Here is a 24,551-nt window from a genome sequence, read left to right as displayed (position 1 = left end):
TAGCCTGACGTTACGGCATGGCAGGCGTTGCCAGAACAGCGAGGATATTCGCCGCGAAAGGCGCTTGCGGCGACTCCCGAAAAGGGCTTACGTTACCGTCAAGTTCCGCGTCGCGCTGCCTTTCTGGCGGCTGCAAAGTGGATAGACCGTCAAGAGAGGAATACGCCATGGCCGACGATCTCGAACAGTTCCGCAGCGAAGTCCGCAGCTGGCTCGAAGCCAACTGCCCCGAAGAAATGCGCCAGCCCGTGCGCGACGAGCGCGACGTCTACTGGGGCGGGCGCAATGCCAGCTTCAAGAGCGACGCGCAAAAGCAGTGGTTCGAAGCCTGCCGGGACAAGGGATACACCGTTCCCGAATGGCCGAAGGAATACGGCGGCGCTGGCCTTTCGCCGGCAGAAGGCAAGATTTTCCGGCAGGAAATGGCCGCCATCAATGCGCGCCCGCCGCTATCGAGCTTCGGCATCTGGATGCTCGGCCCGGCGCTGCTACACTTCGGCACGGAAGGCCAGAAGCAGCGCTTCCTTAATGAGATCGCGCGGGGCGAAATCCGCTGGTGCCAGGGTTATAGCGAGCCGGGCAGCGGCAGCGACCTCGTGTCCATGCAGACCTACGGCGAGGACAAGGGCGATCACTGGATCGTCAACGGTCAGAAGATCTGGACCTCCTACGCCGACGAAGCCGACTGGATCTTCTGCCTCGTCCGCACGGACAAGGAGAACAAGTACCAGGGCATCACCTTCATGCTGTTCGACATGGAGAACCAGGGCGTTTCGACCAAGCCGATCCTACTTATAAGCGGCAATTCGCCGTTCTGCGAGACTTTCATGGACGACGTGAAAGTCCCCAAAAGCTACGGCGAGGACATTCCGGCCTATGTCGGCGAGGTCAACCGCGGCTGGGACGTTGCGAAATATTTGCTCGGCCACGAGCGCGAGATGATTTCCGCAACCGGCGGCGGCGACCGCGCGTCTTCGCTCGGCTCCGTAACTTCGCGCCAGGGCGAGCTCGATCCGGTGCTGCGCGCCGAAATGGCGATGTTCGACGTCGATGCGCTTTCCTTCACCGCGATGAGCGAGAAGTTCATGGACGAACTCAAGGCGAACAAGGGCCATCCCGCCCAGCCGAACATGCTTAAATACGCCGGTACCGAGCTGAACAAGCGCCGTCACGAACTGCTGATGGCGGCCGGCGGCAGTGCGGCGCTCGAATGGGATAGCGAGGAATCGGGCGGCGGCAAGACGGCGCGCAGCTGGCTCCGCACCAAGGCCAACAGCATCGAAGGCGGTACGAGCGAAGTGATGCTCAACGTCATCTCGAAGCGCATCCTCGAGCTGCCGGGCGGATAAATCAAACTCCCCTCCCGCTGGCGGGAGGGGTCGAGGGTGGGCTGACATGAGGCTCCCACCCCGCTGCGACTAGGCGGCAAGCCGCCAAGTCTCACTGCCCCTTCCCATCAGGAGGGGACTTGGAGAAAAAAATGCCACTTTATCACGACGACGATCAGGCGATGCTGGCCGACAGCGCATCGCAGTTCATGCGCGAAGAAGGCGCGATCAACAAACAGCTGCGCCACTGGCGCGACCGGGACTGCAAGGACGGTTTCGGCCACGGCCTCTGGGAACAGTTCGGCGAGATGGGCTTCACCGGAATGCTGGTGGACGAGGATGACGGCGGGCTCGGCATGGGTCACGTCGAGGCAGCCATCGTGCTCGAAGAGATCGGGCGGAACCTCACTCCCTCCCCGTTCCTCGCGTCTTCCGTTCTGGCCGCGACGGCTCTGAAGCATGGCAGCGAAGATCTTCGCTCGCGCTGGCTCCCCGGCCTGATCGAAGGCAAGAGCGTGTTCACCGTCGCCATCGACGAAGGTCCGAAGCACAACCCGCAGCGCATCGGCTGCAAGGCCGAGAAATCGGGCAACGGCTTCAAGCTGAACGGCAAGAAGGCATTCGTCCTTCATGGCGCGAGCGCCGACATGATGGTGGTTGCCGCGCGCACCTCCGGCAGCGACGACGACACCGACGGGGTCACCCTGTTCGCCGTCCCCAAGGACACGAGCGGCATCGAACATGACGCTCGGCGGCTGGTCGATAGCTCGATGGCGACGCACACCAGTTTCGACGACGTCGAACTCGACGGCGACGCAGTCATCGGCGAAGTCGACGGCGGGCGCGAAATCCTGAACGCGATGCTTGACGCGGGCCGGGTCGGCGCAGCGGCCGAAGGTGTCGGCGTTGCGCGCGGGGCGATGGACATGACCGTCGACTACCTCAAACAGCGCAAGCAGTTCGGTAAGACGATCGGCGAGTTCCAGGCGCTGCAGCACCGCGCCGCACATCTTTATGCCGAAGTCGAAATCGCCCGTGCCGTCACCATCAAGGCGGCGCAGCTTCTCGACGGCGGCAGCGAAAAGGCCGAGCTGATGGCGAGCGTCGCCAAGGCAAAGGTCGCCAAGGCCGCCGGCCTCGCCGTGCGCGAAGGCGTACAGATGCACGGCGGGATCGGCATGACCGACGAATACGACATCGGCCTCTATATGAAGCGCGACCGCGCGTTGCAGGAGTTCCTCGGCGACCAGTACTACCACGCCGAACGCGTCGCGCAGTTGAGCGGATACTAATCCGCAGGTCAAAGACACCGGGAGAGAGAATATGATGAACCTAACCGACCTGTTCGGTCTCGAAAGGCGCGTGGCGCTCGTCACCGGCGGCAGCCGCGGCATCGGCAAGATGATCGTGGAAGGCCTGCTCGAAGCGGGCTGCGCGCGCGTCTACATCGTCGCCCGCAAGAAGGAGCAGGTGGATGAAACCAGCGCCGAACTTGGCGACAAGGTCGTGGGCCTGATCGGCGATCTCAGCCAGTTGGACGGGATTACGGCATTGGCGGACGAATTGAAGTCGCGCGAAGACAAGCTCGATATCCTCGTCAACAATGCAGGAGCCGCTTGGGGCGAACCGTTCGAGGACTTTACCGAAGCCGGCTGGGACCGGACGATGGACCTCAACGTCAAGACGCCGTTCTTCCTGACGCAGAAGCTGCTGCCACTCTTGAAGGCGGCGGCGAGCGAAGACCGCCCGGCCAAGGTGCTGATGATCGCCAGCATCGACGGGATGAAGAGCAATCCGTGGCCGACCTATCCCTATCAGGCATCGAAGGCGGGTCTCATTCACCTGACCCGCCGCATGGCGGCGGAGTTGATCGGCCAGAACATCGTCGTAAACGGCATCGGTCCGGGCGCTTTCCCGAGCGCGATGAACCGCGCTGCGCGCGACAATGCCGACCGGGTCAAGAAGGGCATTCCCGCCCGCCGTGTGGGCGTGAGCGAGGACATGGCCGCAGGCGCGATCTACCTTCTCAGCCGGGCGGGCGACTATGTGGTCGGCACGACGATCCCGATCGACGGCGGCGTGGTCAATGCGAACATCGGCGCAGGAAACTTCGTCGATCCATCGGGCGACTGACGATCGCGCGCGAACTCACCACCGTCGTCGAGGGCATCCATTTCGGCGAAGGTCCGCGCTGGCATGACCGCCGGCTGTGGTTCTCCGACTTCTATGCCCACACGGTCTATTCGGTCGGCGAAAACGGCGGCGACCTGAGGGCCGAACTCGAACTGGATGACCAACCCTCCGGCCTTGGCTGGATGCCCGACGGATCGCTGCTCGTCGTGTCGATGACGCGGCAGCAGGTCTGGCGGCGCTGGCCGGACGGGCGGCTGGAACTGCACGCGGACCTGTCCGATCTTGCTGGCTTCTGGTGCAACGACATGGCCGTGGACGCGCAGGGCCGCGCTTACGTCGGCAATTTCGGCTTCGATCTCGACCGGGCGTTGACGGAAAAAGGCCCGGAATGGGTCCAGGCGAACGGCGCGAAAACGCAGCTTGCGCTCGTTGAGCCCGACGGTTCGGTTTCGAGCGCGGCGGGCGAAGAGCGGTTCTTCTTCCCCAACGGCACCGTCATTACGCCGGACGGCAAAACCCTCATCGTAGCCGAGACGCTGGCAGGCCAGCTTACCGCACTGGATATCGGGACAGACGGCACGCTCGCAAACCGCCGCATTTGGGCCGATACTGCACCGCGGCTGCCCGACGGCATATGCCTCGATGCCGAAGGCGCGGTCTGGATCGCCAACGCCCTCGCCCCCGCATGCGTGCGCTACGGCGAAGGCGGCGAAGTGCTGGATATCGTCGAGACGGGCGAGCTCAATTGCTACGCCTGCATGCTCGGCGGAGCGGACGGGCGCACGCTGTTCATGGTCGTGGCGCCTACTTCGCACCGCGATGCGGCAAGCTCGGCAAAGAACGGTGAAATACTGGCTTGCAAGGTCGACGTAGCGCGAGCGGGCCGGCCCTGAGGCGTCCGCGCTACCGCGTCAATTCACGCACGAAGTCGATGAGTCCGGTCTGCCGCTGGCGCTTCATCCGCTCGGCTTCCAGGATCTCGCGCACCTTCGCAAAGCATAGCTGCGCGTCCTCATTGATGACGACGTAGTCGTAGGCGTCCCAGTGGCTGATTTCGGAGCGTGCCCGCTCCATTCGCGCAGCAATGACTTCCTCGCTGTCGGTTCCGCGCGAGCGCAGACGGCTTTCAAGTTCGGCGATGCTCGGGGGCAGGATGAATACGCGCACGACGTCCTGCTGATCCTTCTGAAAAAGCTGCTGCGTGCCCTGCCAGTCGATGTCGAACAGGAAGTCCTGCCCTTCCTTCAGCCCGCTGCGGATGCGGCCCTTCGGCGTGCCGTAGCGATAGCCGAAGACATGCGCCCATTCGTAAAAGTCGTCTTCCGCGACCATGCGGTCGAACTCGGCATCGTTCACGAAGTAATAGTGAACTCCGTCGATCTCGCCCGGACGCGGCGCGCGGGTCGTAACGGATACGGAGAGTTTGATCGCCTCGTCCGCTTCCAGCAGCATGCGCGAAATCGTGGTCTTGCCTGCGCCAGAAGGCGAAGACAGGATAAACATCAGCCCGCGGCGATGCAGCGTATCGGGAAGGGAAGCGGCCATGCGTGCCTTTGCACCGGCATGGCCCGTTAAATCAAGTCCGCGAACAGGCCAGAATCAAATCGCGCTGTCGGGATCGGCCTGTTTACGCAGCGTCTTGTCGCCCTCACGTCGCGATTTGCGCTTCGAGTGGCTGCGATCGAAGATGGTCTTGGCGAGCAGCCCGCCACCGACGAGCAGCGCGCCCGGGATGGATTTCGTCGCTACCTTGGTTACGCCGTAGGCAGCAAGCGTGTGGACGAGCGAGCGGTTCTCGACCGCGTCCTTCGCGAACTGGCTGCCGTATTTCTTGCCGACGATCCCCTTTTCCATGGTCAGCCGTGCAAGGCGACCGACACTGCGAAGAAGGATGTCGTTAATGAACAGGTTGGTTGCCGGGTTGGTGCTCGGTCCGGGGACGGTGTTGCGATCGGAAACTTCGTCCGCCGCATGAGCGACGCGTCGCCCGCCTCGGTCAGTGATGTGATTGGGTTTTGCCATGTGCCTTTTCCCTGCAAACGCACCGGCATCGATGGCCGATACTTATTTCTTGCGGCCGAAATCCACCGTCACGACGTTGGAGCCGTCTTCACTTTCACCAATGGATGGCTCGCCTGCAGGTTCCGCCCCGTCATTGCCCGCGGGGTCCACGACTTCGCTCGGCAAGGCTTCCTCGCTGGTCTGGAACTGGAGGCCGAAGTCGACTGCCGGATCGACGAATTGCGTAATCGCGGCGTAGGGAATGGAAAGGTTCGATGCGATCTGGTTGAAGCTGAGACCGACCGAGAAGCCTTCTTCCCCGACCTTCAGGTCCCAGAACTTGTTCTGCAGCACGATGGTCATCTCGTCCGGGAATCGCTCGCGCAGGTGGCCCGGGATGTCCACGCCCGCGGCATGGGTCTTGAAGGTGATGTAGAAATGATGCGCCCCGGGCAGGTCGCCGCCGGTGGATTCGATCTCGCCGAGCACGCGCCCGACCACGGCGCGCAAGGCTTCCTGCACGATGGAATCGTAGGGAATGAGGCTGTCGGGCGTGTCTTCGCTCATGCCGCAACAGGTGGCGCGCACGGTCCGTTCGGTCAAGCGCGAATGCTTGCGAAGACGCGATTTGTGCCTATAGCGCTTGCCTCATGCGAACAGGCCAAATCTCCCGCAAGACCGCAGAAACCGCGATCGAAGTGACTGTCGATCTGGACGGTACGGGCGCTTATGACGTGTCCACCGGCATTGGCTTTCTCGACCACATGGTGGAGCAGTTCAGCCGCCATTCGCTGATCGACGTGACACTGGAAGTCGATGGCGATCTGCATATCGACCAGCACCACACCACCGAGGACAGCGCGCTTGCGCTCGGCCAGGCTCTGGCGCAGGCGCTGGGCGACAAGGCTGGCATCGGGCGTTACGGCACGGCCTATTCGCCGATGGACGAAACGCTGGCGCGCGTCGCGCTCGATATCTCGGGACGTCCCTATCTCGTGTGGAAAGCCGGTTTCACGCAGGAGAAGCTGGGCGAATGGGATACCGAGCTGATCGAGCACTGGTTCCATTCGGTCGCGCAGACGGCGGGCATCACGCTGCACTGCGAACTCATCTACGGCCAGAACAACCACCATATCTGCGAGGCGCTGTACAAGGGCTTTGCGCGCGCGATGCGGCAGGCGGTCGAACGCGACCCGCGCAAGGGCGACGCCGTGCCCAGCACCAAGGGCCAACTCGGTGGGTAATTCGGTTGCGCTGATCGATTACGGCGCGGGCAATCTTCATTCGGTCGAAAATGCGCTTCGCAAGGTGGGCGCAGAGGTCAACGTCACCGCGGACAGCGACGTGGTCGCGCGGGCCGAGCGGATCATCCTGCCCGGCGTGGGCAGTTTCAAGTCATGCGCTGAAGGCCTGCGCGCCGTCGATGGCATGGTCGAAGCAATGGAAAGCCGCGCACTTAGTGGCGGCGTTCCCTTCCTCGGCATCTGCGTCGGGATGCAGCTGCTCGCGACGCGAGGCCTCGAACACGATACCACCGACGGGCTCGACTGGATCTCGGGCGATGTCGAGCTGATCGAGCCGGACGATCCGAAGGTAAAGGTTCCGCACATGGGCTGGAACGACGTCGGCCTGACGCCTCATGCGCACGGCAACGAGGTCGTGCAGCCCGGCGAGGCCTATTTCCTCCACTCCTACCGCTTCCACGCGGAGGACGGTGCGGACATCGTCGCGATGACCGACCACGGCGGCGGAATCGTCGCAGCAGTCGGGCGCGACAATTTGCTCGGCGTGCAATTTCACCCCGAAAAGAGCCAGGCCTACGGGCTCGACCTGCTATCCCGCTTTCTGGAGTGGAACCCGTGATTGTATTTCCCGCCATCGACCTCAAGAACGGTGAAGTCGTACGGCTTTCCGAAGGCGATATGGACCGCGCGACCGTCTACGGCGACGATCCGGCGGCGCAGGCGATGCTGTTCGCCGAAGCTGGCGCCGAGTATCTCCACGTCGTCGATCTCGACGGAGCCTTCGCCGGCGAAAGCCGCAACCGCGAGGCGGTCGAAGCCATCGTGGAACGCTTCCCGGGACACGTGCAACTCGGCGGCGGCATTCGCGATGCCAAGGCGGTCGAAGGCTGGTTCACCCTCGGGGTCTCGCGCATCGTCATCGGCTCCGCCGCGCTCAAGAACCCGGAATTCGTGAAGGACATGGCGCGGGAGTGGGAGAACGGCATCGTCGTCGCAGTGGACGCCAAGGACGGAATGGTCGCCGCCGAAGGTTGGGCCGAAGTATCGGACGTGCCGGTGGCCGATCTGGCGCGCCGGTTCGAGGATGCGGGGGTTGCCGCCCTGCTCTTCACCGACATCGGCCGCGACGGAATGCTCAAAGGCGTGAACATCGACGCGACGCTCGAACTGGCCCGGCGTGTGGACATCCCGGTCATCGCGAGCGGCGGGGTGAAAGGCCTCGACGACATTCACGTTCTGTCGCTGCACGCGAAAGACGGGATCGAAGGCGTCATTACCGGCCGCGCGTTGTACGAGGGACGGCTGGACCTTGCTGCCGCGATTGCGATGGCAAGCAGATGACCGTCCGCATCCGCGTCATTCCCTGCCTCGACGTTGCCGACGGGCGCGTGGTCAAGGGCGTGAATTTCGTCGATCTGCAGGACGCGGGCGATCCGGTCGAGCAGGCGCAGGCCTATGACCGCGCGGGGGCGGACGAGCTGTGCTTCCTAGACATTTCCGCCAGCCATGAGGGGCGTGGCACGCTGCTCGACATGGTCCGGCGCACGGCGGAAGTCTGCTTCATGCCGCTGACCGTCGGCGGCGGAGTGCGGAGTGTCGAGGACGCGCGCGCGTTGCTACTTGCCGGAGCGGACAAGGTCGCGGTCAACTCCGCTGCCGTCACTAGGCCCGAACTGGTGCGAGAAATCGCCGAGAAGTTCGGCAGCCAGTGCGTCGTCGCCAGCGTCGATGCGCGCGCCGCGACGACTGCCGAGGGCGAACGCTTCCGCGGCTGGGAAATCTACACCCACGGCGGGCGCAAACCGACCGGGATCGACGCGGTGGATCATGCAGTCCGCCTCGCCGAACTGGGGGCAGGAGAACTTCTCGTCACCTCGATGGACGGCGACGGAACCAGAGCAGGTTACGACCTCGAACTGACCCGCGCCATCGCAGACAGCGTTTCCGTGCCGGTCATTGCGAGCGGCGGCGTCGGAAAGCTTGAGCATCTTGTCGAAGGAGTGACCCGGGGTCACGCGAGCGCGGTCCTTGCCGCCTCGATCTTCCACTTCGGCCAGCACAGCGTGAAGGAAGCCCACGCCGCTTTGCGCGCAGCGGGGCTGCCTGCGCGCGGTTGACGCCGCGCTCGGTGCATTTGATATAGCCTTATGAACACTTTGACCCGCCTTGAGGACACGATTGCGCAGCGGCTTTCCGCAGATCCGGACAGCAGCTACGTCGCGCGGCTGAATGCCGCCGGTGCGCCGAAAATGGCGCAGAAGCTGGGTGAGGAGGCGACCGAAACGGTCATCGCCGCCGTCGCCGGGTCGAAGGCGGACCTGATCAGCGAAAGCGCCGACCTGCTGTTCCATCTGCTCGTCCTGCTCGGCGCGAAGGGCGTGGCGCTGAACGAGGTGATGGCCGAACTCGACCGGCGCGAGGGGACTTCGGGCCTCGACGAGAAAGCCAATAGGAGCGCGCAATGACGGTCGATGCGACGAAGCCTTACGACGACGACAATATCTTCGCGAAAATACTGCGCGGGGAAATACCGTCCACCAAGGTCTACGAGGATGAGTGGGCCTTTGCGTTCGAGGATATCAATCCGCAGGCAAAGCTACACATCCTCGTAATTCCGAAAGCCAACTATGTGAGCTGGGACGATTTTTCGGCACGCGCTTCCGACAGCGAGATCGCCGGTTTCATCCGCGCGGTTGGTCATGTTGCTCGGGAGCACGATCTCGTCGAGCCCGGCTACCGCCTGCTCGCCAATGTCGGCCACTATGCGGGACAGGAAGTGCCGCACCTTCACGTGCATCTGTTCGGGCGGCAGCCGCTCGGACCGATGATCGCGAAATAGCATCGTTTCGCCGCACATGGCCATAAGGCTTAACTCTTCGGCTTGTAGGGCGATTCCGGCTTTTGCTAACCGCCGGGGCCAGTTATGAACGCCAGGCCCTCTCCGCCCGATGGACTGATCGACGGTTCGCGGCATCTCTACGCGGTGCGGGTGTATTACGAGGATACCGACCTGTCCGGCATCACCTATCATACCAATTACCTGTGCTGGTTCGAGCGGGCACGCTCAGACTTGCTGCGCCGGCTCGGCATCGACCAGCGCGCCGCGATTGAAGCGGGTGACGGCGCCTACGCGGTGGCGGATTTGGCCATCCGCTATGCCTCGCCCGCGAAGCTCGACGACGACGTGCTGATCGAAACCACGGCGGAGGACATTCGCGGCGCAAGCTGCACGATGCGGCAGCGCGCCTTTCGCGGCGACACGCTGCTCGCGGAAGCCGACGTGCGCGCCGCCTTCCTTTCTCCCGGCGGGCGCCCCCGCCGCCAGCCCGATGCATGGCGCGATGCCTTTGCCGCCTTCGCCTCTGGCAGTTTCACTTCAGAAAACGGATAAACATGATCGCCTTACTGCCTGAACTCTCGGTCAATTTCGTTGCGAGCGCGCCGGTCAGCCTCGACCCGCTGCGACTGTTCCTCGACGCTGACATCGTCGTGAAGATCGTTATGGCCGGACTGCTCCTCGCGAGCGTCTGGTCGTGGGCGATCATCGTCTCGTTCATCACCCGCATGGGCCGCCTCAAGCACGCTTCGCGGCAGTTCGAGGACAAGTTCTGGGACGCCGCGGATGTCGACCGCTTCATGTCCGAGCGCCGCAGCAAGGCGACGCCGAGCGCCCGGGTCGCCGATATGGCGGTCAAGGAATGGCGACGCTCGATGAGCAGCGAAAGCGGCGCAGTCGGTAGCCGCGATCCGCAGGCGATGCGCGAGCGGATCGGGATCGCGATGAACAGCCAGGTAGCCGTTGAGGCAGACGCGCTTGCCGACCGGCTGAACTTCCTCGCGACCACCGGTTCCGTCGCGCCGTTCGTCGGCCTGTTCGGCACGGTCTGGGGCATCATGAACAGCTTCTTCCAGATCGGCATCCAGGAAAACAGCTCGCTCGCAGTCGTCGCGCCCGGTATTTCCGAAGCGCTGTTCGCCACGGCGATCGGTCTGTTCGCAGCCATTCCGGCCGTCATCGCCTACAACCGTTTCAGCCATGAGGTGAACCGCTTCGAAGCGCGCCTCGGCAGGTTTGCGGACGCCGTCCATGCCTCGCTGACGCGGCAGCTGGAGCGCCGCTGATGGCAATGGGTCTGCATACCTCGTCGCGGTCGGGGCGCAATTCGCGCCGCGCCCCGATGGCGGAAATCAACGTTACGCCGCTGGTCGACGTGATGCTGGTGCTGCTCATCATCTTCATGGTGACCGCGCCGCTCCTGACCGCCGGCGTTCCGGTCGAGCTTCCCGAGAGCCGCGCCAATCCGCTGACGAACGAGCAGCAATCGCTGGTGCTCTCGATGGATGCGACCGGCGGCATCTATCTCGACGACGAACAGCTTGGTCCGGGCGAACTGCCTGATCGCCTCGTCGCGATCACGCCAGACGGCTCGGGCCGCTTGCCCGACATTACACTGCGCGCGGATCGCACACTCCCTTACGGCAACGTCATGGCCGTCATGGGCGAGCTTAACCGCGCCGGGTTCAACTCAATCTCGCTGGTCACCAGCGGTTCAGTAACCCCGCCATAGGCGAAGCCGGTATGGCCAGCATGTCCTATTCGCCGCAGCGCAGCTACCGCCGGGACGAGATGGTCGGCCTCGGCGTGGCTGCGGCTGCGCATGTCGCGTTGTTCGCTTTCCTTCTGCTGCAGCCGGAGCGCGACAGCACGATCGAAGCGCCAGAGCGTATGACGGTCAACCTGACGGAGGACATAGGTCTCGAAGCAGCAGCTCCGATACCCGTGCCCGAAAGCCGTGCGGCAATTGCGCCTACGCTGTCCGACACTCCGCCCGTTCCGCGCGAAGCGGCGCCGCCCCCGGTGCCTACGCCGGAGCGTGCGGTCACGCAGCCGAGACCTTCGCCGCCGACTGAACGCGCCGTACCGCAGCCGCGACCAGCCGCACCCTCGCAGCCGCGACAGACGCAGCGTGCAGAACCTCGTCAGCAGCCGCGCAGCCAGGAAGGCGGCGCGAGCCGGATCGGCAACGACTTCCTCGCCGGTGCGGGGGCGAGCACGACCACGCAGGAAACGCGCAGCCCGGGCCAGATCAGCGGCCGGGCGCAGGCCTCGCTGCTTCAGGGGATTACCCGTGAGGTCAAGCCGCATTGGCAGCCACCTTCCGGCCCCGATGTCGAAGCTATCGTCAGCACCGTCCGCTTCAACCTCAATCCCGACGGCTCACTCGCCGGGCGGCCTACCGTCGTGAGGCAGACCGGCATCAACGACACCAACCGCGCGCAGGCTAGCCGTCACAGCGAACAGGCCATCCGCGCGGTACAGCTTGCCGCCCCCTTCGATTTGCCCGAAGAATATTATTCGGCATGGAAACGCGTAACCTTGAGCTTCGATTGGAAACTCTCGCAATGAAACATACTCTTCTCGCATTCACCGCCCTGATCGTAGCGCCGCTCGCATCAACCGCTTACGCTCAGGACCTTGGCGAAGCCCCACCGCCCGTGCAAGACGTCGAGCAAACGCAAGTCGAAGCCGGCGATGACGTGGACGACGGCGGCTTGACTGGCTCGGTTTCGTTCGAAGGCAATCTCGACGACCTCGGCATCGCCATTCCCGCTTTTGCGACCGATCGCAACGTCCCAACTACAGCAAACGCCAACGGCACGGCGGCTCTCGGCGAGGAACTGGCGCGGGTCATTACCGCCGACCTTCGCAACAACGGCCTGTTCGAACCCACCGGTCCGGATGCACTTCCGAAGCCGACGTTTGCGAACATTACCTCGCCCGCGTGGACCAACTGGACGAGCCGCGGCGCGGAAATGCTGGTGCACGGCTATGTACAGGCGCGCGGTGACGGACGACTGACGGTCGGCTGCTACCTTTACGATCTCGAGCTGAAAAACCAGCTGGTGCGCGAAGGCTGGGTCGTGCAGCCGTCGGAATGGCGGCGCGCAGCACATAAATGCGCCGACCTCATCTATTCGCGCCTGACCGGCGAAAGCCCCTTTTTCGATAGCCGTATCGCTTACATCGCGGAAACCGGTCCGAAGGGGAACCGCACCAAGCGTCTCGCTATCATGGACAGCGACGGGGCGAACCACCGCTTCATTACGACCGGGCGTTCCACCGCGCTGACGCCGCGCTATTCTCCCGACTACAGCCAGCTTCTCTACCTCTCCTACGTCGACGGCAATCCGCGCATCTACGTCTACGATATCGGGACCGGAAAGCAGCGACTGGTGGTCGAGAACAAGAACCCGACCATTGCTCCGCGCTGGTCGCCGGATGGCCGTAACATCCTGTTTTCTATGGCGGTGAGCGGCAACACCGACATCTACCGGGTGTCCGCCAACGGCGGGCGGGTCGAGCGCCTGACCGATGCGCCGGGGATCGACATCGCCGGATCCTACTCGCCCGACGGCAGCAAGATCGTTTTCGAAAGCGATCGGTCGGGCAGCCAGCAGATATACATGATGAACGCAGACGGTTCTGGCCAACGCCGCCTCAGCTTCTTTGGCGGGCGCGCCGCCACACCTGAGTGGAGCCCGCGCGGCGACCAGATCGCTTTCACGCATATCTCCGGCAATTTCCGCGTGGCCGTCATGAATCCGCAGGGACGCGGATTGCGCCATCTGACCAATTCCTGGCAGGACGAGGCGCCGACCTGGGCCCCGAACGGGCGGATCGTGCAGTTCTTCCGCACCACGCGCAATTCGGGCGATACGGCCCTGTGGCAAGTCGATCTGACTGGCGAGAACGAGCGGCGCTTGCCGACGCCGGTCGATGCGTCAGACCCGGCTTGGGGACCGATTTTGCCGTAACGACGTTCAACTTTGGGGAACACTCCTAAAATAACTTAACGAGCTGGAGGATAACACTGATGAATATCCGTTTTGCATCCGTCGCGCTGGTCGCGTCGACTGTCGCTCTTGCCGCCTGTAACAAGCAGGCACCCGAGGAACTTCCGCCCGCACCGGCGCAGACCGCAACGCCTACACCGACCGGCCCGACCACACCGACCGGCCCGAGCGTCGGAACGCAGGCGCATTTCGAGAATGCGGTGAGCGGCCAGAACGTCATCTATTTCGACACGGACGGGTATGACATTGACAGCGAAGACGCTCAGGCGCTCCGCACACAGGCATCCTATCTGCAACAGTACGGCCAGGTAACGGTGACGGTCGAGGGTCACACTGACGAGCGGGGCACGCGTGAATACAACCTCGCGCTGGGTGAGCGCCGCGCAAACGCAGCCAAGAACTATCTCGTCAGCCTCGGCATTCCGGAAAGCCGCATCCGCACCGTCAGTTACGGCAAGGAGCGCCCGGTAGCGATGGGCTCGAACGAAAGCGCATGGGCACAGAACCGCCGCGCGGTGACGGTCGTCGTCAACTAGGCGTTTTCCGTCTTGGAATTCTAAAGCCTCCGGCGGGAACGTCGGGGGCTTTTTATTTGCGCGGTCGAACTTAACTGAAAGAAGCGCGGCACCGCCGGCCTTGGCTAACGGGCGCTTTTCACTCTACACTGGCAGAGTATGTATTTTGGAATGAACCAGATAGGCGCGCACAAGGATATCTGCGCATGAGCGGCAGCAGACGATCGCTCGATTGGGGTTTTCCGCGTTGGCGCAGCTACGACGCTACCGAGCGGCAGGCAACGACCGTGCGCGAATGCGACCGGCACGGCTGCACCGAGAAGGGCGACTGCCCCGCCCCCAAGGCTCCGAACAGTCCCGACCGCTGGTATTTCTGTCAAAAACACGCGGCCGAGTACAATTCGCGCTGGGACTATTTCGAAGGTCTCGACAAAGCGGAGAAGGCAGAGCGCGCGAAGGCCGAACAAACCGAGAATGCGGGATATGCGGAAGCGCAGCATTATGGCTGGTCCTCAGGCGGCGACGGAAGCCGGAGCGCCGACGAGATGCGCGCGCTGGAGGTCCTCGAACTCGAAGCAGACGCGGATTTTACCGCGATCAAGAAGGCCTTCCGGACGAAGGCAAAGGAAGTTCATCCGGACGTAAAGCCTGGCGATGCGGAAGCGGCGAAGCAGTTCCAGACGATCCAGCTCTCCTACGAAGTTCTGAAGGCCGCAGAAGAACGCCGCGTTTGGAAGGGTTAGGTTCCGAGACGGTCCGGACGACCGGATTTCTCCAGCGATCTACCCGCTGCAAGGAACGCAGCGGCGATGCATGCGGCGAAGAGGAAACCTTCCAGCGCGCCGGTTACAATATTCGCGGTCTTGTCGAACCCTGCTCCCCCAACGGCTGACCCGATTGCCGACAAGTCCAGCCGCGACGCCGGGAACCGCGCAGCGAGCGCATTGAGGCTCCCGGCCATAAGCCGCCCTCCGAGCGCAGTAATTGCTGCCCCGGCCATTCCGCCGATCGTACCGGCAGCGAGAGAAGCGCGCACGATGCCAGTCCGGACGAGCGAAAGGGCAAGCCACAGGCCCAGTCCGACTCCGCCGCCAAGTATCGCCCCCTCGAACGCTCCTGTAATTTCGGTTGGGGTCTCGCCCAGAATCAATGCGAACGCATCGAGGCCAAGCACGCGGCCGATCGCTCCGATAATCATCCCACCGATCGCTCCTCCGACGGGAAGCCACGGCCCGGAACTTTTACCAAGAACGCTCGCAGCGGCTATGCCGCTGCTGACGCCCGCCGCGCCCACCAAGGCGACGAGGATCGTCACGCACGTCACGACCAGAAAGGCGGAAGCCGAGCCGCCGCCGGAACCGGCTACCTTATCGGCAACGATCGCACCGTAGATTGCACCGCCAATCAATCCTGCGACCCCGCCGCCCAATGCACCGGCGCCGGCACGCAGCGCGGCACCGAAGAGCGGTTCATCCGTTTTTGCCGAGGCTTCAAGCTTGCGCGGATGTACGGCGGTTCCGGGCACCTCGGCTTCGACTTCGGCGATGAAGCGATAACCGTGCTTTGGGACCGTCTTGATGTAGTGCGGCGCGCTCGGATCGTCCGACAAAAGCTTGCGGATCGAACGGATCGCCTGTGTCAGTGCCTCGTCCGTTACCGGAACGCCGCGCCAGACCTCGTCCATGAACCGTTCTTTCGTGACGAGTTCACCGGCATTGGTAACCATGAGACACAGCACGTCGAAGTATCGTCCGCTAAGGTCGAGCGGCGCTCCGTTTCTCGACAGTCGCCTGTCCGCCACGTCCAGCCGGTAATCTTCGAAGCGAAAGCGGCGGTGATCAGGCGATTTCAGCATTTCCTCACCGCTTGCTCATGCCGCTCACACAGCGGTCGGCTACCCCACCAGCCATCAAGTTCGGTAACAGGAGATAACGGATGGACGAAACAATGCAAACGGGCGGCCGCTCACGTAATTGGAAGCTTCTCGCGCCGTGGATCGCAATAGCAGTCGTGCTTACCATGCCTTTCATCGCAATGCAGTTCGATAACGGCGTGCACTGGACAGCGTCCGACTTCATCATCATGGGTCTGCTGATGGCGTTCTTCGTCGGAACGTTCCAGCTTGTAGCCCGCATGAAGTTCGCCCGGGGCAAGGTATGGATTATCGGCGGCGGTATGCTGCTGCTGTTCCTTTACATATGGGCGGAACTGGCAGTCGGGATCTTCAACATTCCCGGCATCAGCGGAAGCTAAGACAGGAAAGGCGGGGCATCCGCTGCCCCGCCCCGCCCCTCCCGGCTTCACACTTTTTCAAGCGCCTGTTCGAAGTCGGCGATCAGATCGTCCGGGTCCTCGATCCCGATGGATATTCGGACGAGGCTATCAGTGATGCCGAGTTCCTGCCGCCGCCCGTGTGCGACCGACAGATGCGTCATGCTGGCGGGGTGGCTGGCGAGCGTTTCCGTCCCGCCGAGGCTGACCGCGAGCTTCGCGATCCGCAGCGCATCGAGGAAACGGAAGCTTTCTTCTTCCCCGCCCTTCAGAAACAGCGAGAAGGTTGATCCTGCTCCAAGGCAGTGGCGGTCGTAGATGTCCTGCTGCCGCTCGTCGGAGATAAATCCAAGATAGCCAAGGCCCTCCACCTTCGGATGCTGGCGCAGGAATTCGCACACCTTGGCAGCGTTCTCGCCAGCACGCTGCATTCTCAGTTCGACGGTTTCGAGCGAACGGAGCAGCATCCACGCCGTGTTCGGATCGGCAATACCGCCCATCGTGTTGCGCAGCGCACGCACCGGGTCCATCCAGCTTTTCTTGCCCGCGATACTGCCTGCGACGAGGTCCGAATGGCCGCCAACATACTTCGTCAGCGAGTAGCAGACGATATCCGCACCGTGATCGAGCGGACGCTGCCACAGCGGGCCGAGGAAAGTGTTGTCGATCGCAATCGGGCAGGACCAGTCGAGCGCCGCGTCGCGCGCTTCCTTGACCGCCTCGATATCAACCAGCGCATTGGTCGGATTGGCCGGGCTTTCGAGATAGATCATCGCGACTTTGCCGCCCTGATCGCTCGCTTGCTTCTTGGCTTTCTCAAGCACTTCGTCGAGCTGCTCCCGCGTCGCACCAGCGGCGAAATCGACATAAGTGACGCCGTATTTCGACAGTACCTTGGCGACAAAGCCTTCGCTCGCTGCGTACAGCGGACCAGAGTGGACGATGACATCACCCGCGCTGCAATAGGCAAGCATCAGGACGCAAATCGCCGTCATGCCGCTCGAGAAGCATAAGGCATCCTCCGCGCCGTCCCATATGCCGAGCCGGTCTTCGAGGATTTCCTGATTGGGGCCGTTGAAGCGCGAATATACGAGCCCTTCGGCCCCTCCCTCGCGCTGACCGGTGATACCTTCGAAATGGCGCTTGCCCGCCGCCGCGTTCTCGAACGCGAAGGTGGAGGTAAGAAAGATCGGCGGCTTCAATGCGCCTTCCGACAGAGCGGGGTCAAAGCCGTGACCCATCATCTGGGTACTGGGCTTCAACGTACGGCCCTTGATTTTCGCCTCTTCGGGTTTCGGTTTGCGGCGCGGCGTGGGTTGATCGGTCGAATCTACGGCGTCGGTCATGGATGTGCTTCCTTTGGTCGTTTGCTTCCAGGAAGGCAGAAGCATGGTGTTCGCGTCGTCCGGCGGCAGGGCTCGTCAGAACCCGCGCGCCTAACCTCCGCAGACGCGCATCGCAGCCGGCGCGATGTCATGCGGACAGCGCTTAAAGTGGGCTAAAAGTTTCTTCAACTCCGCTAACGCGGTCAGAGATTCTACGCGACGAGGGCTATTCCCCAGACGACACCGACGATCAGCAGCACTCCGATCAGGTCAAGCAGGATACCCGCCCCCACCATCCGTTCGATGCGAATCCGCCCGGTCGCCCAGGCAATGGCATTAGGCCCGGTGCCGGCCGGAAGCATGAAGCCCCAACTCGCCGCGAGCGCGGCCGGCATGGCGAGCAGAATGGGATCTGCACCCAGCGCAACCACCAGGCTCGCCACGACCGGGATAATGCCGCTAGCGGTGGCGACGTTGCTGGCAAACTCGGTGATGAGGATAACCATCGCCACCAAGGCCAAGGCAACAATGGGAAGCGGAATGCCGGCCAGCGGCAACAATGCGTTGCCGAGCCATGTCGCAAGGCCCGATGCGCCCATTCCGGCGGCGAGAGCCAGTCCGCCGCCGAACATCATGATGACGCCCCACGGCGCGCGGTCGGCTTCGGGCCAGGTCAGGAGCGGCCTTCCCGTACCGTCGGGCAAGAGGAACAGCGACAAGCCGGCCGCGATGGCGATGGTACCGTCGGTCAGCGAGCCTTCCGGCAGGAACGGTTCTATGAAGGGTTGGCCCATCCAGAGAAGAAAGGTGACCAGCACGACCGGCACCAGCCGCTTTTCCGCGGTCGACCAAGGCGCGGCATCGTCGATCGCGTCGCGGGCAGCGCTGATGTCGAAAGGGTGTTCGGTCACTTTCTGCACGCGCGCGATGATCAGTGCGGCAAGCGGGACGCCCACGATGACGATCGGAAATCCGTATAGGCTCCACTCGGCAAACCCGATCCGTTGCCCTACGATCGTATCGAGCAACCCGACCGCGATCGCATTGGTGGGAGAACCCACGAGCGTACCGAGCCCGCCTATACTCGCAGCGAATGCTATTCCCATCGGCAGGGCACCGGAGAGCCCGGCCGTGCTTACCTCCCCCGATCCGTCAGTGGTCTCGCCGCCGGACAATACGGCCAGTGCCATCGGCATCATTATCAGCGCCGTCGACGTATTGGAAATCAGCATCGACAGGATCGCTGCCGCGATCATGAAGGCGAGCAGCAGACCGCCCTGCCCCGACCTTTTGCCGACCAGACGCAGAATGCCAAGGCTCAGGCGGCGGTGGAGTCCGGTACGCTCGATCGCGAGGGCGATGAACGCGCCCCCTAGGATGAGAAACAGGATCGGTGAAAAATAGGCGCTGGCGGTCTCGCCTGCGTCCGATACGCCCGCGAAAGGTAGGACCAGAAAGGGCATCAGCGCGGTCGCGGTAAGCGGGATCGCTTCCGTCATCCACCAGCTTGCCATCAGGACTACAAGGCCCGCGACGATCCAAGCTTCGCGCGGCATACCGGCGGGGGCGGGCGCGAAGACGGTAGTGAGCAGCGCCGCGACGCCGATAATCAGCCCGATAGTTCCTGCGCGCATTCCCGTCCCCTCGCCGCCTGATAACAACCGCGACTGCCCGGTGCTAGTGCGTCGCGTCGAGTGTCAGGTCGTAGATATGCCAGCGGAGGTCAGCGGCGGATGCACCAGGTATGTCGTTCGCACGCCTGAGGATCATTTTTCCTTCATAGCGAATGGGCCGCCCCTCCGCGCCGTTCGCTGTTATCGTCAAATCGGTAGAATAAAAGGAAGACCCCGCTGCGCCTTCCATGCGCCCCGGCGGCGCTTCGACGGTGATGTCGGTCAGATCCGCGAACATGCGTGACCATTCCTCGCTTGACCAAGTCACCTTGCTGCGATCGGCCAGCATCTCCCATGCCTGATCCCATTCGCGAAGTTCGAGAGCGCGGCCAAAGGAAAGGATCAGGTTTCGCGCACCCTTTTCGGTCCGCTCCGCTTCCGGCGTGAGTTCCGCCGGCGTGAGGTCAGGATAACCGTCATTGATGTCGTTCTGCGCGCCTGCGGGTGGCGGAGGTTCTGACGACGCAGTTGCTTCTGCTATCGGTTGGTCCAGATCGAACGCAACCGCCTCGTCCGTTCGGCTTACCTCTGAATTGCAGGCGACGAGGACAGCAGGGGCAACGGCTAGAGCAAAAACGTTCCGGGAATTCATGAACCAAAAAACCGGAGAACGCTGCTCGGCGTTCCCCGGTCCTCGAATTCCGAAAGCGGACGATGTTATTTCGGCGAAAGCACCATAAGCATTTGCCGACCCTCAAGGCGCGGAAACGCCTCGACCTTGGCGACTTCGCCAGTGTCGTCCTGTACGCGCCGGAGAAGATCCATGCCGAGTTCCTGGTGCGCCATCTCGCGTCCGCGGAACCGCAAGGTGACCTTCACCTTGTCGCCGTTGTCGATGAACTTGAACACGTTCCGCATCTTCACGTCATAATCATGCGTGTCGATGTTGGGACGCATCTTCACTTCCTTGATGTCCTGCGTCTTCTGGCTCTTGCGCGCGGCATTAGCCTTCTTCTGCGCTTCGAAGCGGTACTTGCCCACGTCCAGGAATTTGCAAACAGGCGGATCGGCGTTGGGCGACACCTCTACAAGGTTGAGACCAGCTTCGTTGGCCTGTTCGGTCGCTTCCCTCGTGTACATCACGCCCAGGTTCTCGCCGTTCTCGTCGATTACCCGGACCTTGTCCGAAAGAATAAAATTGTCGTAGCGCGGGCCGCTTTTGCTAGGCGGCTGAAGTGAACGCCGAGGTGGACGAGCTATGGGGCAGTCTCCTGAAATTGCCGTGTGTCGAGCCGCTTATGTAGGCGCTCGCTTACAGATTCGCTAGGTAAAAGCGCGAGCCTGTTTACGCCGCCTCGGATTTCGGAGCCTTCCACATCGGAAACTGCAGCAAGCGGCCCTTGGCGATGACCGCAGCGCTGATTGCGCCCGCCGGTTGCAAGGCCTTCAGTATCGCCGGATCGTCAGCCGGCATTCCGGCCGTCAGAGCGCCGAAGGCCGGCAGGATCATCCGGTGCCCGTCACTTCCCCCGCCCCGCTCCCGCGCCGCAATGACTGCGCAAGGACGGCGGATCGGCCGCCGCTGAAGCGTGATCTGCAGCCGCGGATGGAAATGGCCGGACAGCTCCGGCCGCTTTTCTCCGCGCCGGGCGATATGACGAAGCATGATCCCGCCTACTTCCAGCTCAGGCGCGACCGAACCTCCGCATATAGCCTGCATGGCCGCATCGTCCGCGCCGTTGTCGTGATTGCCGGTGATCCACGTCCAGTCGACGGCACGGGTGAGGGCAGCCAGCATCCCGCGCGAATGCTCGTCCAGCCGCTCGCAGCCTTTCGCATCGTGAAAATTGTCGCCGAGCGTGATGACGCGCCGCGCCCCGGTCTGCCGGATCGCGCGCGCTACCCGTTCCAGCGTTTCCCGGCTGTCGTAGGGCGGCAACATCTGCCCGTGCACGGCAAAGAAACTTGCCTGCTCCAGATGAAGATCGGCGACCAGAAGCGCCCGCTCGCGCGGCCAATACAGCGCACGGTCTTCGAGCAGAAACCATTCCTCGCCAGCGAACGAAAGGGGAACCATGCTGCCCCCTTGCCGCGCCCGGCACGCTTTGGCAAGGCTCGCCCTCGCAAAGGAAAAGACGATGGAACAATGGAGCAATGAAACTGCCGAAGCGAAGGCCTGGTTCGAAAGCCTGCGAGACCGCATCTGCGCTGAATTCGAAGCGATCGAACGCGAAGCCGGGTCCGATGCCTCCTTCGACTACGCGCCGTGGAAGCGGGTCGAAGACGGTAATGACAACCCCGGCGGCGGCGTGCGCGGCGTGATGAAAGGCTCTGTGTTCGAGAAGGTGGGCGTCAACGTGTCGACCGTTCACGGCAATTTCGCCCCCGAATTCGCAGCGAGCGTCAACGGAGCAAGCGCGGAAAGTCCGGGCTTTACGGCAACCGGCATCAGCCTGGTCGCGCATATGGCGAACCCTCATGTTCCGGCGGTTCATATGAATTGCCGGTTCCTGACCACCGGCAAGGCGTGGTTCGGCGGCGGCGCCGATCTCAATCCGCCGATCCCTTACGAAGAGGATACGGCCGACTTCCACGCGGCGCTTCGGGCAAGCTGCGCGAAGCACAACCCTACCTATTACGAGCGCTTCTCGAAATGGGCGGACGATTACTTCTACATTCCCCATCGCGGCTGCCACCGCGGCGTCGGCGGCATCTTCTACGACCACCTGGAATGCACCGACGAAGCAGCATTCGAGCGCAACCTCGCTTTCACCAAGGACGTTGGCGAGGCCTTCCTCGACATCTTCCCGCGTATCGTCAGGCGGCAAATGGACAGCGTCTTCGACGAAGCGGATAAAAACGTGCAGCTCGAATGGCGGGGCCGTTACGCCGAGTTCAACCTGGTCTACGACCGCGGCACGCTGTTCGGGCTGAAGACCGGCGGGAATATCGACGCAATCCTCATGAGCCTGCCGCCCGAAGCGGTCTGGCGCTGAGCCCACGTTCTCGGCTGGGAAGTGGGCTAGCCAGCTCGCCAGTCGCACTGTTCGCTATGACCGGAATTGTACCAAACTTCCGCTCGCAAAGACTATCAAAAGCGCCCCTCGTTCGAAGAGCAGCTTGCTGATTGTCTATTGCAAAAGGGTTTGCGCGTCAGCACATCCAAGTCTGATCATGCTGCGACAATATGAACTGGTGGAGCGGGTGCTCGAGTACGAGCCCGATGCCGACGAGGCAATGCTCAACCGCGCGTATGTCTACACCGTCCAGAAGCACGGCAGCCAGAAGCGGGCGAGCGGCGATCCCTACTTCAGCCATCCGGTCGAAGTAGCCGGGCTGATGACCGACCTGAAGCTCGATCAGGAAACGATCATCACCGCCCTGCTCCACGACACGGTCGAGGATACGCTCGCAACCATCGACGACGTACGCGCCAATTTCGGCAGCGAGGTCGCGCGGCTCGTCGATGGGGTGACCAAGCTCTCGAAGATCGAGGCAATGCCCGAAGACGAGCGGGCCGCAGAAAACCTTCGCAAGTTCTTGCTCGCAATGAGCGAGGATATCCGGGTTCTTCTCGTGAAGCTTGCGGACCGGTTGCACAACATGCGCACGCTTCACTTTATCAAGAGCGAGGAGAAGCGCCGGCGCATCGCGCGCGAGACGATCGACATCTACGCGCCGCTGGCAGAACGCGTCGGGATGTACGAGTACATGCGTGAGATGCAGCTGCTCGCCTTCGAACAGCTCGAGCCGGCCGCTTACAAGACCATCACCGACCGGCTTACCCACATCCGCGAGCAGGACGGGGGCCAGGTCGATGCCATCGCGCTGGCGATTAAGCAGGCCTTGTCCGAAGCCGGCCTGTCGGTCGAAGTCATCGGCCGCGAAAAGCATCCCTATTCTATCTGGCACAAGATGGCGGAACGGCACGTCACCTTCGAACAGATTACCGATATCATGGCGTTCCGTGTGATCTGCGAAAGCGAAGCCGATTGCTACCGTGCACTGGGCATTCTCCACACGACGTGGCAGTTCCTTCCCGGGCGGTTCAAGGACTACATCTCGACCCCCAAGAACAACGGGTACCGCAGTCTCCACACTGCGCTGATCTACGAAAACTCGATGCGGGTGGAAGTGCAACTGCGCACGCGTGAAATGCACCGGCGCAATGAGTTCGGACTGGCTGCTCACTGGGCCTACAAGCAGGGCGAGCGTCCCGACGGACAGGTCGGCTGGCTGCGCGACCTCATTGAGATCGTCGATGCGAGCCACGATCCCGAAGAGTTGCTAGAACACACGCGGCTGGCAATCTATCAGGACCGCATCTTCGCATTCACACCGAAAGGCTCGCTCTTCCAGTTGCCGAAAGGCGCCACGCCGGTCGATTTCGCATTCGCCGTGCATACCGATCTCGGTGCGCAAACAGTCGGAGCGAAGATTAACGGCCGGCACATGCCGCTACGCACGCAGCTTGGGAACGGCGATGTCGTTGAAATCGTCAAGGGCAAGGATAGCGAGCCGCAGCTGTCTTGGCTCGGTTTCGTCGTCACCGGCAAGGCCCGCGCAGCTATCCGCCGAGCGGTGCGCCAGAAAGAGCACACCGAAGTCGCGGAGCTAGGCCGGAAGCTGTTCGACGAGATCGCCTCGCGCATGCCGGCAAAGATCGGGAAGAAAGCGCGTACGGCCGCGGTCGAGCGACTCGACCTCTCGAGCGAGGACGAACTCATGTACGCGATCGGTGCCGCGAAGCTGGACGACCGAGCGGTGATGGAAGCTCTTGTGCCGGGTTACACTGCCGATCTGCCGGTCGAAGAGGATTGGTTGAAGCGGGAACGCGTCATTTCAATTCGAGGCCTCACCGCTGGGGTCGGCTTCCAGCTCGCCGAATGTTGCCACCCCGTACCCGGCGACCGGATCGTCGGCCTGAGAAAACCCGGCGAAGGTGTGGAGGTGCATGCGATCGACTGCCTCAGCCTTGCCAATGGCCTCGAAAGCGACTGGCTCGATCTATCCTGGGGCCAGCGTTCCTCGGGTGCGATCGGGCGTGTACGGGTTGTGCTCTACGACCAGATGGGTGCGTTGGCGGACATGACCGGTATTTTTGCGACCAATCATGTGAATGTGAAGACGCTCGATCAGGTACAGTACGAGCCGCCCTTTGCGACTTACGACATCGATCTGGAAGTGCAGGACGTCGCGCATTTGACCCGCATTCTCAGCGCCTTGCGCGCCAGCGATGCCGTCGCGCAGGCCGAGCGAGTCTGAT

General features: G+C 62.8%; 29 protein-coding genes. 20 read left to right on the top strand and 9 right to left on the bottom strand.

Going from position 1 to position 24,551, the window contains the following annotated elements:
- Positions 1 to 167 precede the first annotated feature (167 nt).
- From HUV48_RS12370 to HUV48_RS12355, 4 genes are all read left to right on the top strand, one after another.
- Complete coding sequence (locus HUV48_RS12370; RefSeq protein ID WP_176268109.1) at positions 168 to 1,349, top strand: acyl-CoA dehydrogenase family protein; 1,182 nt, start codon at positions 168 to 170, stop codon at positions 1,347 to 1,349.
- Between the two features lie 131 nt (positions 1,350 to 1,480).
- Positions 1,481 to 2,620 (top strand): acyl-CoA dehydrogenase family protein, encoded by a 1,140-nt coding sequence (locus tag HUV48_RS12365; protein WP_176268108.1) that lies wholly within the window; start codon positions 1,481 to 1,483, stop codon positions 2,618 to 2,620.
- A gap of 34 nt (positions 2,621 to 2,654) precedes the next feature.
- On the top strand, positions 2,655 to 3,461 hold the full coding sequence (locus HUV48_RS12360; RefSeq protein ID WP_176268153.1) for an SDR family NAD(P)-dependent oxidoreductase: 807 nt from the start codon (positions 2,655 to 2,657) through the stop codon (positions 3,459 to 3,461).
- Complete coding sequence (locus HUV48_RS12355) at positions 3,449 to 4,354, top strand: SMP-30/gluconolactonase/LRE family protein (RefSeq protein ID WP_318656103.1); 906 nt, start codon at positions 3,449 to 3,451, stop codon at positions 4,352 to 4,354. The genes HUV48_RS12360 and HUV48_RS12355 overlap by 13 nt, the downstream gene beginning before the upstream one ends.
- Before the next feature lie 10 nt (positions 4,355 to 4,364).
- Here HUV48_RS12355 and gmk read toward each other — a convergent pair whose 3' ends face one another.
- From gmk to HUV48_RS12340, 3 genes are read right to left on the bottom strand one after another with little or no spacing between them, the layout of a single operon-like run.
- Entirely contained in the window at positions 4,365 to 5,006 is a 642-nt protein-coding gene (gmk, locus tag HUV48_RS12350) for a guanylate kinase (protein ID WP_176268107.1), read from the bottom strand.
- Positions 5,007 to 5,060: 54 nt separating this feature from the next.
- On the bottom strand, positions 5,061 to 5,483 hold the full coding sequence (locus HUV48_RS12345) for a hypothetical protein (RefSeq protein WP_176268106.1): 423 nt from the start codon (positions 5,481 to 5,483) through the stop codon (positions 5,061 to 5,063).
- Positions 5,484 to 5,525: 42 nt separating this feature from the next.
- Entirely contained in the window at positions 5,526 to 6,029 is a 504-nt protein-coding gene (locus HUV48_RS12340; RefSeq protein WP_176268105.1) for an SspB family protein, read from the bottom strand.
- 83 nt (positions 6,030 to 6,112) lie between these two features.
- On the opposite strand from HUV48_RS12340, the gene hisB reads away from it, so the two are divergent.
- The 13 genes from hisB to HUV48_RS12275 all read left to right on the top strand — a co-directional run bounded on the left by hisB (position 6,113) and on the right by HUV48_RS12275 (position 14,819).
- Positions 6,113 to 6,706, top strand: a complete 594-nt coding sequence (hisB, locus tag HUV48_RS12335) for an imidazoleglycerol-phosphate dehydratase HisB (protein WP_176268104.1) — start codon at positions 6,113 to 6,115, stop codon at positions 6,704 to 6,706.
- The gene (gene hisH, locus HUV48_RS12330; protein ID WP_176268103.1) at positions 6,699 to 7,325 is read left to right on the top strand and encodes an imidazole glycerol phosphate synthase subunit HisH; all 627 of its coding nucleotides are present in this window, start codon (positions 6,699 to 6,701) and stop codon (positions 7,323 to 7,325) included. Before hisB ends, hisH begins: the two co-directional genes overlap by 8 nt.
- Positions 7,322 to 8,047, top strand: a complete 726-nt coding sequence (gene hisA / locus HUV48_RS12325; RefSeq protein ID WP_176268102.1) for a 1-(5-phosphoribosyl)-5-[(5-phosphoribosylamino)methylideneamino]imidazole-4-carboxamide isomerase — start codon at positions 7,322 to 7,324, stop codon at positions 8,045 to 8,047. The genes hisH and hisA overlap by 4 nt, the downstream gene beginning before the upstream one ends.
- Complete coding sequence (hisF, locus tag HUV48_RS12320) at positions 8,044 to 8,823, top strand: imidazole glycerol phosphate synthase subunit HisF (protein ID WP_176268101.1); 780 nt, start codon at positions 8,044 to 8,046, stop codon at positions 8,821 to 8,823. Before hisA ends, hisF begins: the two co-directional genes overlap by 4 nt.
- 30 nt (positions 8,824 to 8,853) lie before the next feature.
- Positions 8,854 to 9,171: a phosphoribosyl-ATP diphosphatase gene (locus HUV48_RS12315; RefSeq protein ID WP_176268100.1), complete on the top strand. Its 318-nt coding sequence runs from the start codon at positions 8,854 to 8,856 to the stop codon at positions 9,169 to 9,171.
- The gene (locus tag HUV48_RS12310) at positions 9,168 to 9,545 is read left to right on the top strand and encodes an HIT domain-containing protein (protein ID WP_176268099.1); all 378 of its coding nucleotides are present in this window, start codon (positions 9,168 to 9,170) and stop codon (positions 9,543 to 9,545) included. The genes HUV48_RS12315 and HUV48_RS12310 overlap by 4 nt, the downstream gene beginning before the upstream one ends.
- An 84-nt stretch (positions 9,546 to 9,629) precedes the next feature.
- On the top strand, positions 9,630 to 10,097 hold the full coding sequence (locus HUV48_RS12305; protein ID WP_176268098.1) for a YbgC/FadM family acyl-CoA thioesterase: 468 nt from the start codon (positions 9,630 to 9,632) through the stop codon (positions 10,095 to 10,097).
- Between the two features lie 2 nt (positions 10,098 to 10,099).
- Positions 10,100 to 10,828 carry a protein TolQ gene (gene tolQ / locus HUV48_RS12300; RefSeq protein WP_176268097.1) on the top strand — a complete coding sequence of 243 codons (729 nt, stop codon included), beginning with the start codon at positions 10,100 to 10,102 and terminating at the stop codon, positions 10,826 to 10,828.
- On the top strand, positions 10,828 to 11,274 hold the full coding sequence (locus tag HUV48_RS12295; protein ID WP_176268096.1) for an ExbD/TolR family protein: 447 nt from the start codon (positions 10,828 to 10,830) through the stop codon (positions 11,272 to 11,274). The genes tolQ and HUV48_RS12295 overlap by 1 nt, the downstream gene beginning before the upstream one ends.
- 11 nt (positions 11,275 to 11,285) lie before the next feature.
- Positions 11,286 to 12,113, top strand: a complete 828-nt coding sequence (gene tolA / locus HUV48_RS12290) for a cell envelope integrity protein TolA (protein WP_225871691.1) — start codon at positions 11,286 to 11,288, stop codon at positions 12,111 to 12,113.
- On the top strand, positions 12,110 to 13,522 hold the full coding sequence (gene tolB / locus HUV48_RS12285) for a Tol-Pal system beta propeller repeat protein TolB (protein ID WP_176268095.1): 1,413 nt from the start codon (positions 12,110 to 12,112) through the stop codon (positions 13,520 to 13,522). The genes tolA and tolB overlap by 4 nt, the downstream gene beginning before the upstream one ends.
- Positions 13,523 to 13,581: 59 nt before the next feature.
- The gene (pal, locus tag HUV48_RS12280; RefSeq protein ID WP_176268094.1) at positions 13,582 to 14,097 is read left to right on the top strand and encodes a peptidoglycan-associated lipoprotein Pal; all 516 of its coding nucleotides are present in this window, start codon (positions 13,582 to 13,584) and stop codon (positions 14,095 to 14,097) included.
- Between the two features lie 185 nt (positions 14,098 to 14,282).
- Positions 14,283 to 14,819: a J domain-containing protein gene (locus HUV48_RS12275; RefSeq protein ID WP_176268093.1), complete on the top strand. Its 537-nt coding sequence runs from the start codon at positions 14,283 to 14,285 to the stop codon at positions 14,817 to 14,819.
- On the opposite strand, the gene HUV48_RS12270 is transcribed toward HUV48_RS12275, so the two are convergent.
- A complete protein-coding gene (locus HUV48_RS12270) occupies positions 14,816 to 15,931 on the bottom strand; it encodes a winged helix-turn-helix domain-containing protein (protein ID WP_176268092.1) in 1,116 nt (371 codons plus the stop codon). The genes HUV48_RS12275 and HUV48_RS12270 overlap by 4 nt on opposite strands.
- A gap of 80 nt (positions 15,932 to 16,011) precedes the next feature.
- Here HUV48_RS12270 and HUV48_RS12265 point away from each other — a divergent pair, with 80 nt between their 5' ends.
- Positions 16,012 to 16,329: a hypothetical protein gene (locus HUV48_RS12265; protein WP_176268091.1), complete on the top strand. Its 318-nt coding sequence runs from the start codon at positions 16,012 to 16,014 to the stop codon at positions 16,327 to 16,329.
- 47 nt (positions 16,330 to 16,376) lie between these two features.
- On the opposite strand, the gene HUV48_RS12260 is transcribed toward HUV48_RS12265, so the two are convergent.
- The 5 genes from HUV48_RS12260 to pdeM form a co-directional block, all read right to left on the bottom strand.
- The gene (locus HUV48_RS12260; RefSeq protein WP_176268090.1) at positions 16,377 to 17,693 is read right to left on the bottom strand and encodes a cystathionine gamma-synthase family protein; all 1,317 of its coding nucleotides are present in this window, start codon (positions 17,691 to 17,693) and stop codon (positions 16,377 to 16,379) included.
- 191 nt (positions 17,694 to 17,884) lie between these two features.
- Positions 17,885 to 19,306 carry an SLC13 family permease gene (locus HUV48_RS12255; RefSeq protein WP_176268089.1) on the bottom strand — a complete coding sequence of 474 codons (1,422 nt, stop codon included), beginning with the start codon at positions 19,304 to 19,306 and terminating at the stop codon, positions 17,885 to 17,887.
- Positions 19,307 to 19,349: 43 nt separating this feature from the next.
- Positions 19,350 to 19,937, bottom strand: a complete 588-nt coding sequence (locus HUV48_RS12250) for a hypothetical protein (RefSeq protein WP_176268088.1) — start codon at positions 19,935 to 19,937, stop codon at positions 19,350 to 19,352.
- A gap of 65 nt (positions 19,938 to 20,002) precedes the next feature.
- Positions 20,003 to 20,545, bottom strand: a complete 543-nt coding sequence (infC, locus tag HUV48_RS12245; protein WP_176268150.1) for a translation initiation factor IF-3 — start codon at positions 20,543 to 20,545, stop codon at positions 20,003 to 20,005.
- 85 nt (positions 20,546 to 20,630) lie between these two features.
- Positions 20,631 to 21,362, bottom strand: a complete 732-nt coding sequence (gene pdeM, locus HUV48_RS12240; RefSeq protein ID WP_176268087.1) for a ligase-associated DNA damage response endonuclease PdeM — start codon at positions 21,360 to 21,362, stop codon at positions 20,631 to 20,633.
- A 61-nt stretch (positions 21,363 to 21,423) separates the two neighbouring features.
- Between pdeM and hemF the strand changes: the two genes are divergently transcribed.
- Complete coding sequence (hemF, locus tag HUV48_RS12235; RefSeq protein ID WP_176268086.1) at positions 21,424 to 22,281, top strand: oxygen-dependent coproporphyrinogen oxidase; 858 nt, start codon at positions 21,424 to 21,426, stop codon at positions 22,279 to 22,281.
- 178 nt (positions 22,282 to 22,459) lie between these two features.
- Positions 22,460 to 24,550 (top strand): RelA/SpoT family protein, encoded by a 2,091-nt coding sequence (locus HUV48_RS12230; RefSeq protein WP_176268085.1) that lies wholly within the window; start codon positions 22,460 to 22,462, stop codon positions 24,548 to 24,550.
- The last annotated feature ends 1 nt before the right edge of the window (position 24,551 follow it).

Origin of the sequence: Qipengyuania atrilutea (assembly GCF_013370205.1) — a bacterium.
GTDB classification, from domain to species: Bacteria; Pseudomonadota; Alphaproteobacteria; order Sphingomonadales; family Sphingomonadaceae; genus Actirhodobacter; species Actirhodobacter atriluteus.
Note: the sequence above shows the minus strand (reverse complement) of the source record. Positions and strands in the feature narration are given on the sequence as shown.

Bases quoted from the DNA above. Each gene is read 5' to 3' on its own strand.
- pdeM (WP_176268087.1), bottom strand. From the start codon at position 21,362: ATGGTTCCCCTTTCGTTCGCTGGCGAGGAATGGTTTCTGCTCGAAGAC.
- HUV48_RS12365 (WP_176268108.1), top strand. From the start codon at position 1,481: ATGCCACTTTATCACGACGACGATCAGGCGATGCTGGCCGACAGCGCA.
- HUV48_RS12275 (WP_176268093.1), top strand. From the start codon at position 14,283: ATGAGCGGCAGCAGACGATCGCTCGATTGGGGTTTTCCGCGTTGGCGC.
- tolA (WP_225871691.1), top strand. From the start codon at position 11,286: ATGGCCAGCATGTCCTATTCGCCGCAGCGCAGCTACCGCCGGGACGAG.
- HUV48_RS12305 (WP_176268098.1), top strand. From the start codon at position 9,630: ATGAACGCCAGGCCCTCTCCGCCCGATGGACTGATCGACGGTTCGCGG.
- HUV48_RS12295 (WP_176268096.1), top strand. From the start codon at position 10,828: ATGGCAATGGGTCTGCATACCTCGTCGCGGTCGGGGCGCAATTCGCGC.
- HUV48_RS12260 (WP_176268090.1), bottom strand. From the start codon at position 17,693: ATGACCGACGCCGTAGATTCGACCGATCAACCCACGCCGCGCCGCAAA.
- hemF (WP_176268086.1), top strand. From the start codon at position 21,424: ATGGAACAATGGAGCAATGAAACTGCCGAAGCGAAGGCCTGGTTCGAA.
- HUV48_RS12270 (WP_176268092.1), bottom strand. From the start codon at position 15,931: ATGCTGAAATCGCCTGATCACCGCCGCTTTCGCTTCGAAGATTACCGG.
- HUV48_RS12370 (WP_176268109.1), top strand. From the start codon at position 168: ATGGCCGACGATCTCGAACAGTTCCGCAGCGAAGTCCGCAGCTGGCTC.
- HUV48_RS12345 (WP_176268106.1), bottom strand. From the start codon at position 5,483: ATGGCAAAACCCAATCACATCACTGACCGAGGCGGGCGACGCGTCGCT.
- HUV48_RS12255 (WP_176268089.1), bottom strand. From the start codon at position 19,306: ATGCGCGCAGGAACTATCGGGCTGATTATCGGCGTCGCGGCGCTGCTC.
- hisB (WP_176268104.1), top strand. From the start codon at position 6,113: ATGCGAACAGGCCAAATCTCCCGCAAGACCGCAGAAACCGCGATCGAA.
- HUV48_RS12230 (WP_176268085.1), top strand. From the start codon at position 22,460: ATGCTGCGACAATATGAACTGGTGGAGCGGGTGCTCGAGTACGAGCCC.
- gmk (WP_176268107.1), bottom strand. From the start codon at position 5,006: ATGGCCGCTTCCCTTCCCGATACGCTGCATCGCCGCGGGCTGATGTTT.
- pal (WP_176268094.1), top strand. From the start codon at position 13,582: ATGAATATCCGTTTTGCATCCGTCGCGCTGGTCGCGTCGACTGTCGCT.
- HUV48_RS12250 (WP_176268088.1), bottom strand. From the start codon at position 19,937: ATGAATTCCCGGAACGTTTTTGCTCTAGCCGTTGCCCCTGCTGTCCTC.
- HUV48_RS12340 (WP_176268105.1), bottom strand. From the start codon at position 6,029: ATGAGCGAAGACACGCCCGACAGCCTCATTCCCTACGATTCCATCGTG.
- hisF (WP_176268101.1), top strand. From the start codon at position 8,044: ATGACCGTCCGCATCCGCGTCATTCCCTGCCTCGACGTTGCCGACGGG.
- HUV48_RS12310 (WP_176268099.1), top strand. From the start codon at position 9,168: ATGACGGTCGATGCGACGAAGCCTTACGACGACGACAATATCTTCGCG.
- tolB (WP_176268095.1), top strand. From the start codon at position 12,110: ATGAAACATACTCTTCTCGCATTCACCGCCCTGATCGTAGCGCCGCTC.
- HUV48_RS12315 (WP_176268100.1), top strand. From the start codon at position 8,854: ATGAACACTTTGACCCGCCTTGAGGACACGATTGCGCAGCGGCTTTCC.
- tolQ (WP_176268097.1), top strand. From the start codon at position 10,100: ATGATCGCCTTACTGCCTGAACTCTCGGTCAATTTCGTTGCGAGCGCG.
- HUV48_RS12360 (WP_176268153.1), top strand. From the start codon at position 2,655: ATGAACCTAACCGACCTGTTCGGTCTCGAAAGGCGCGTGGCGCTCGTC.
- HUV48_RS12265 (WP_176268091.1), top strand. From the start codon at position 16,012: ATGGACGAAACAATGCAAACGGGCGGCCGCTCACGTAATTGGAAGCTT.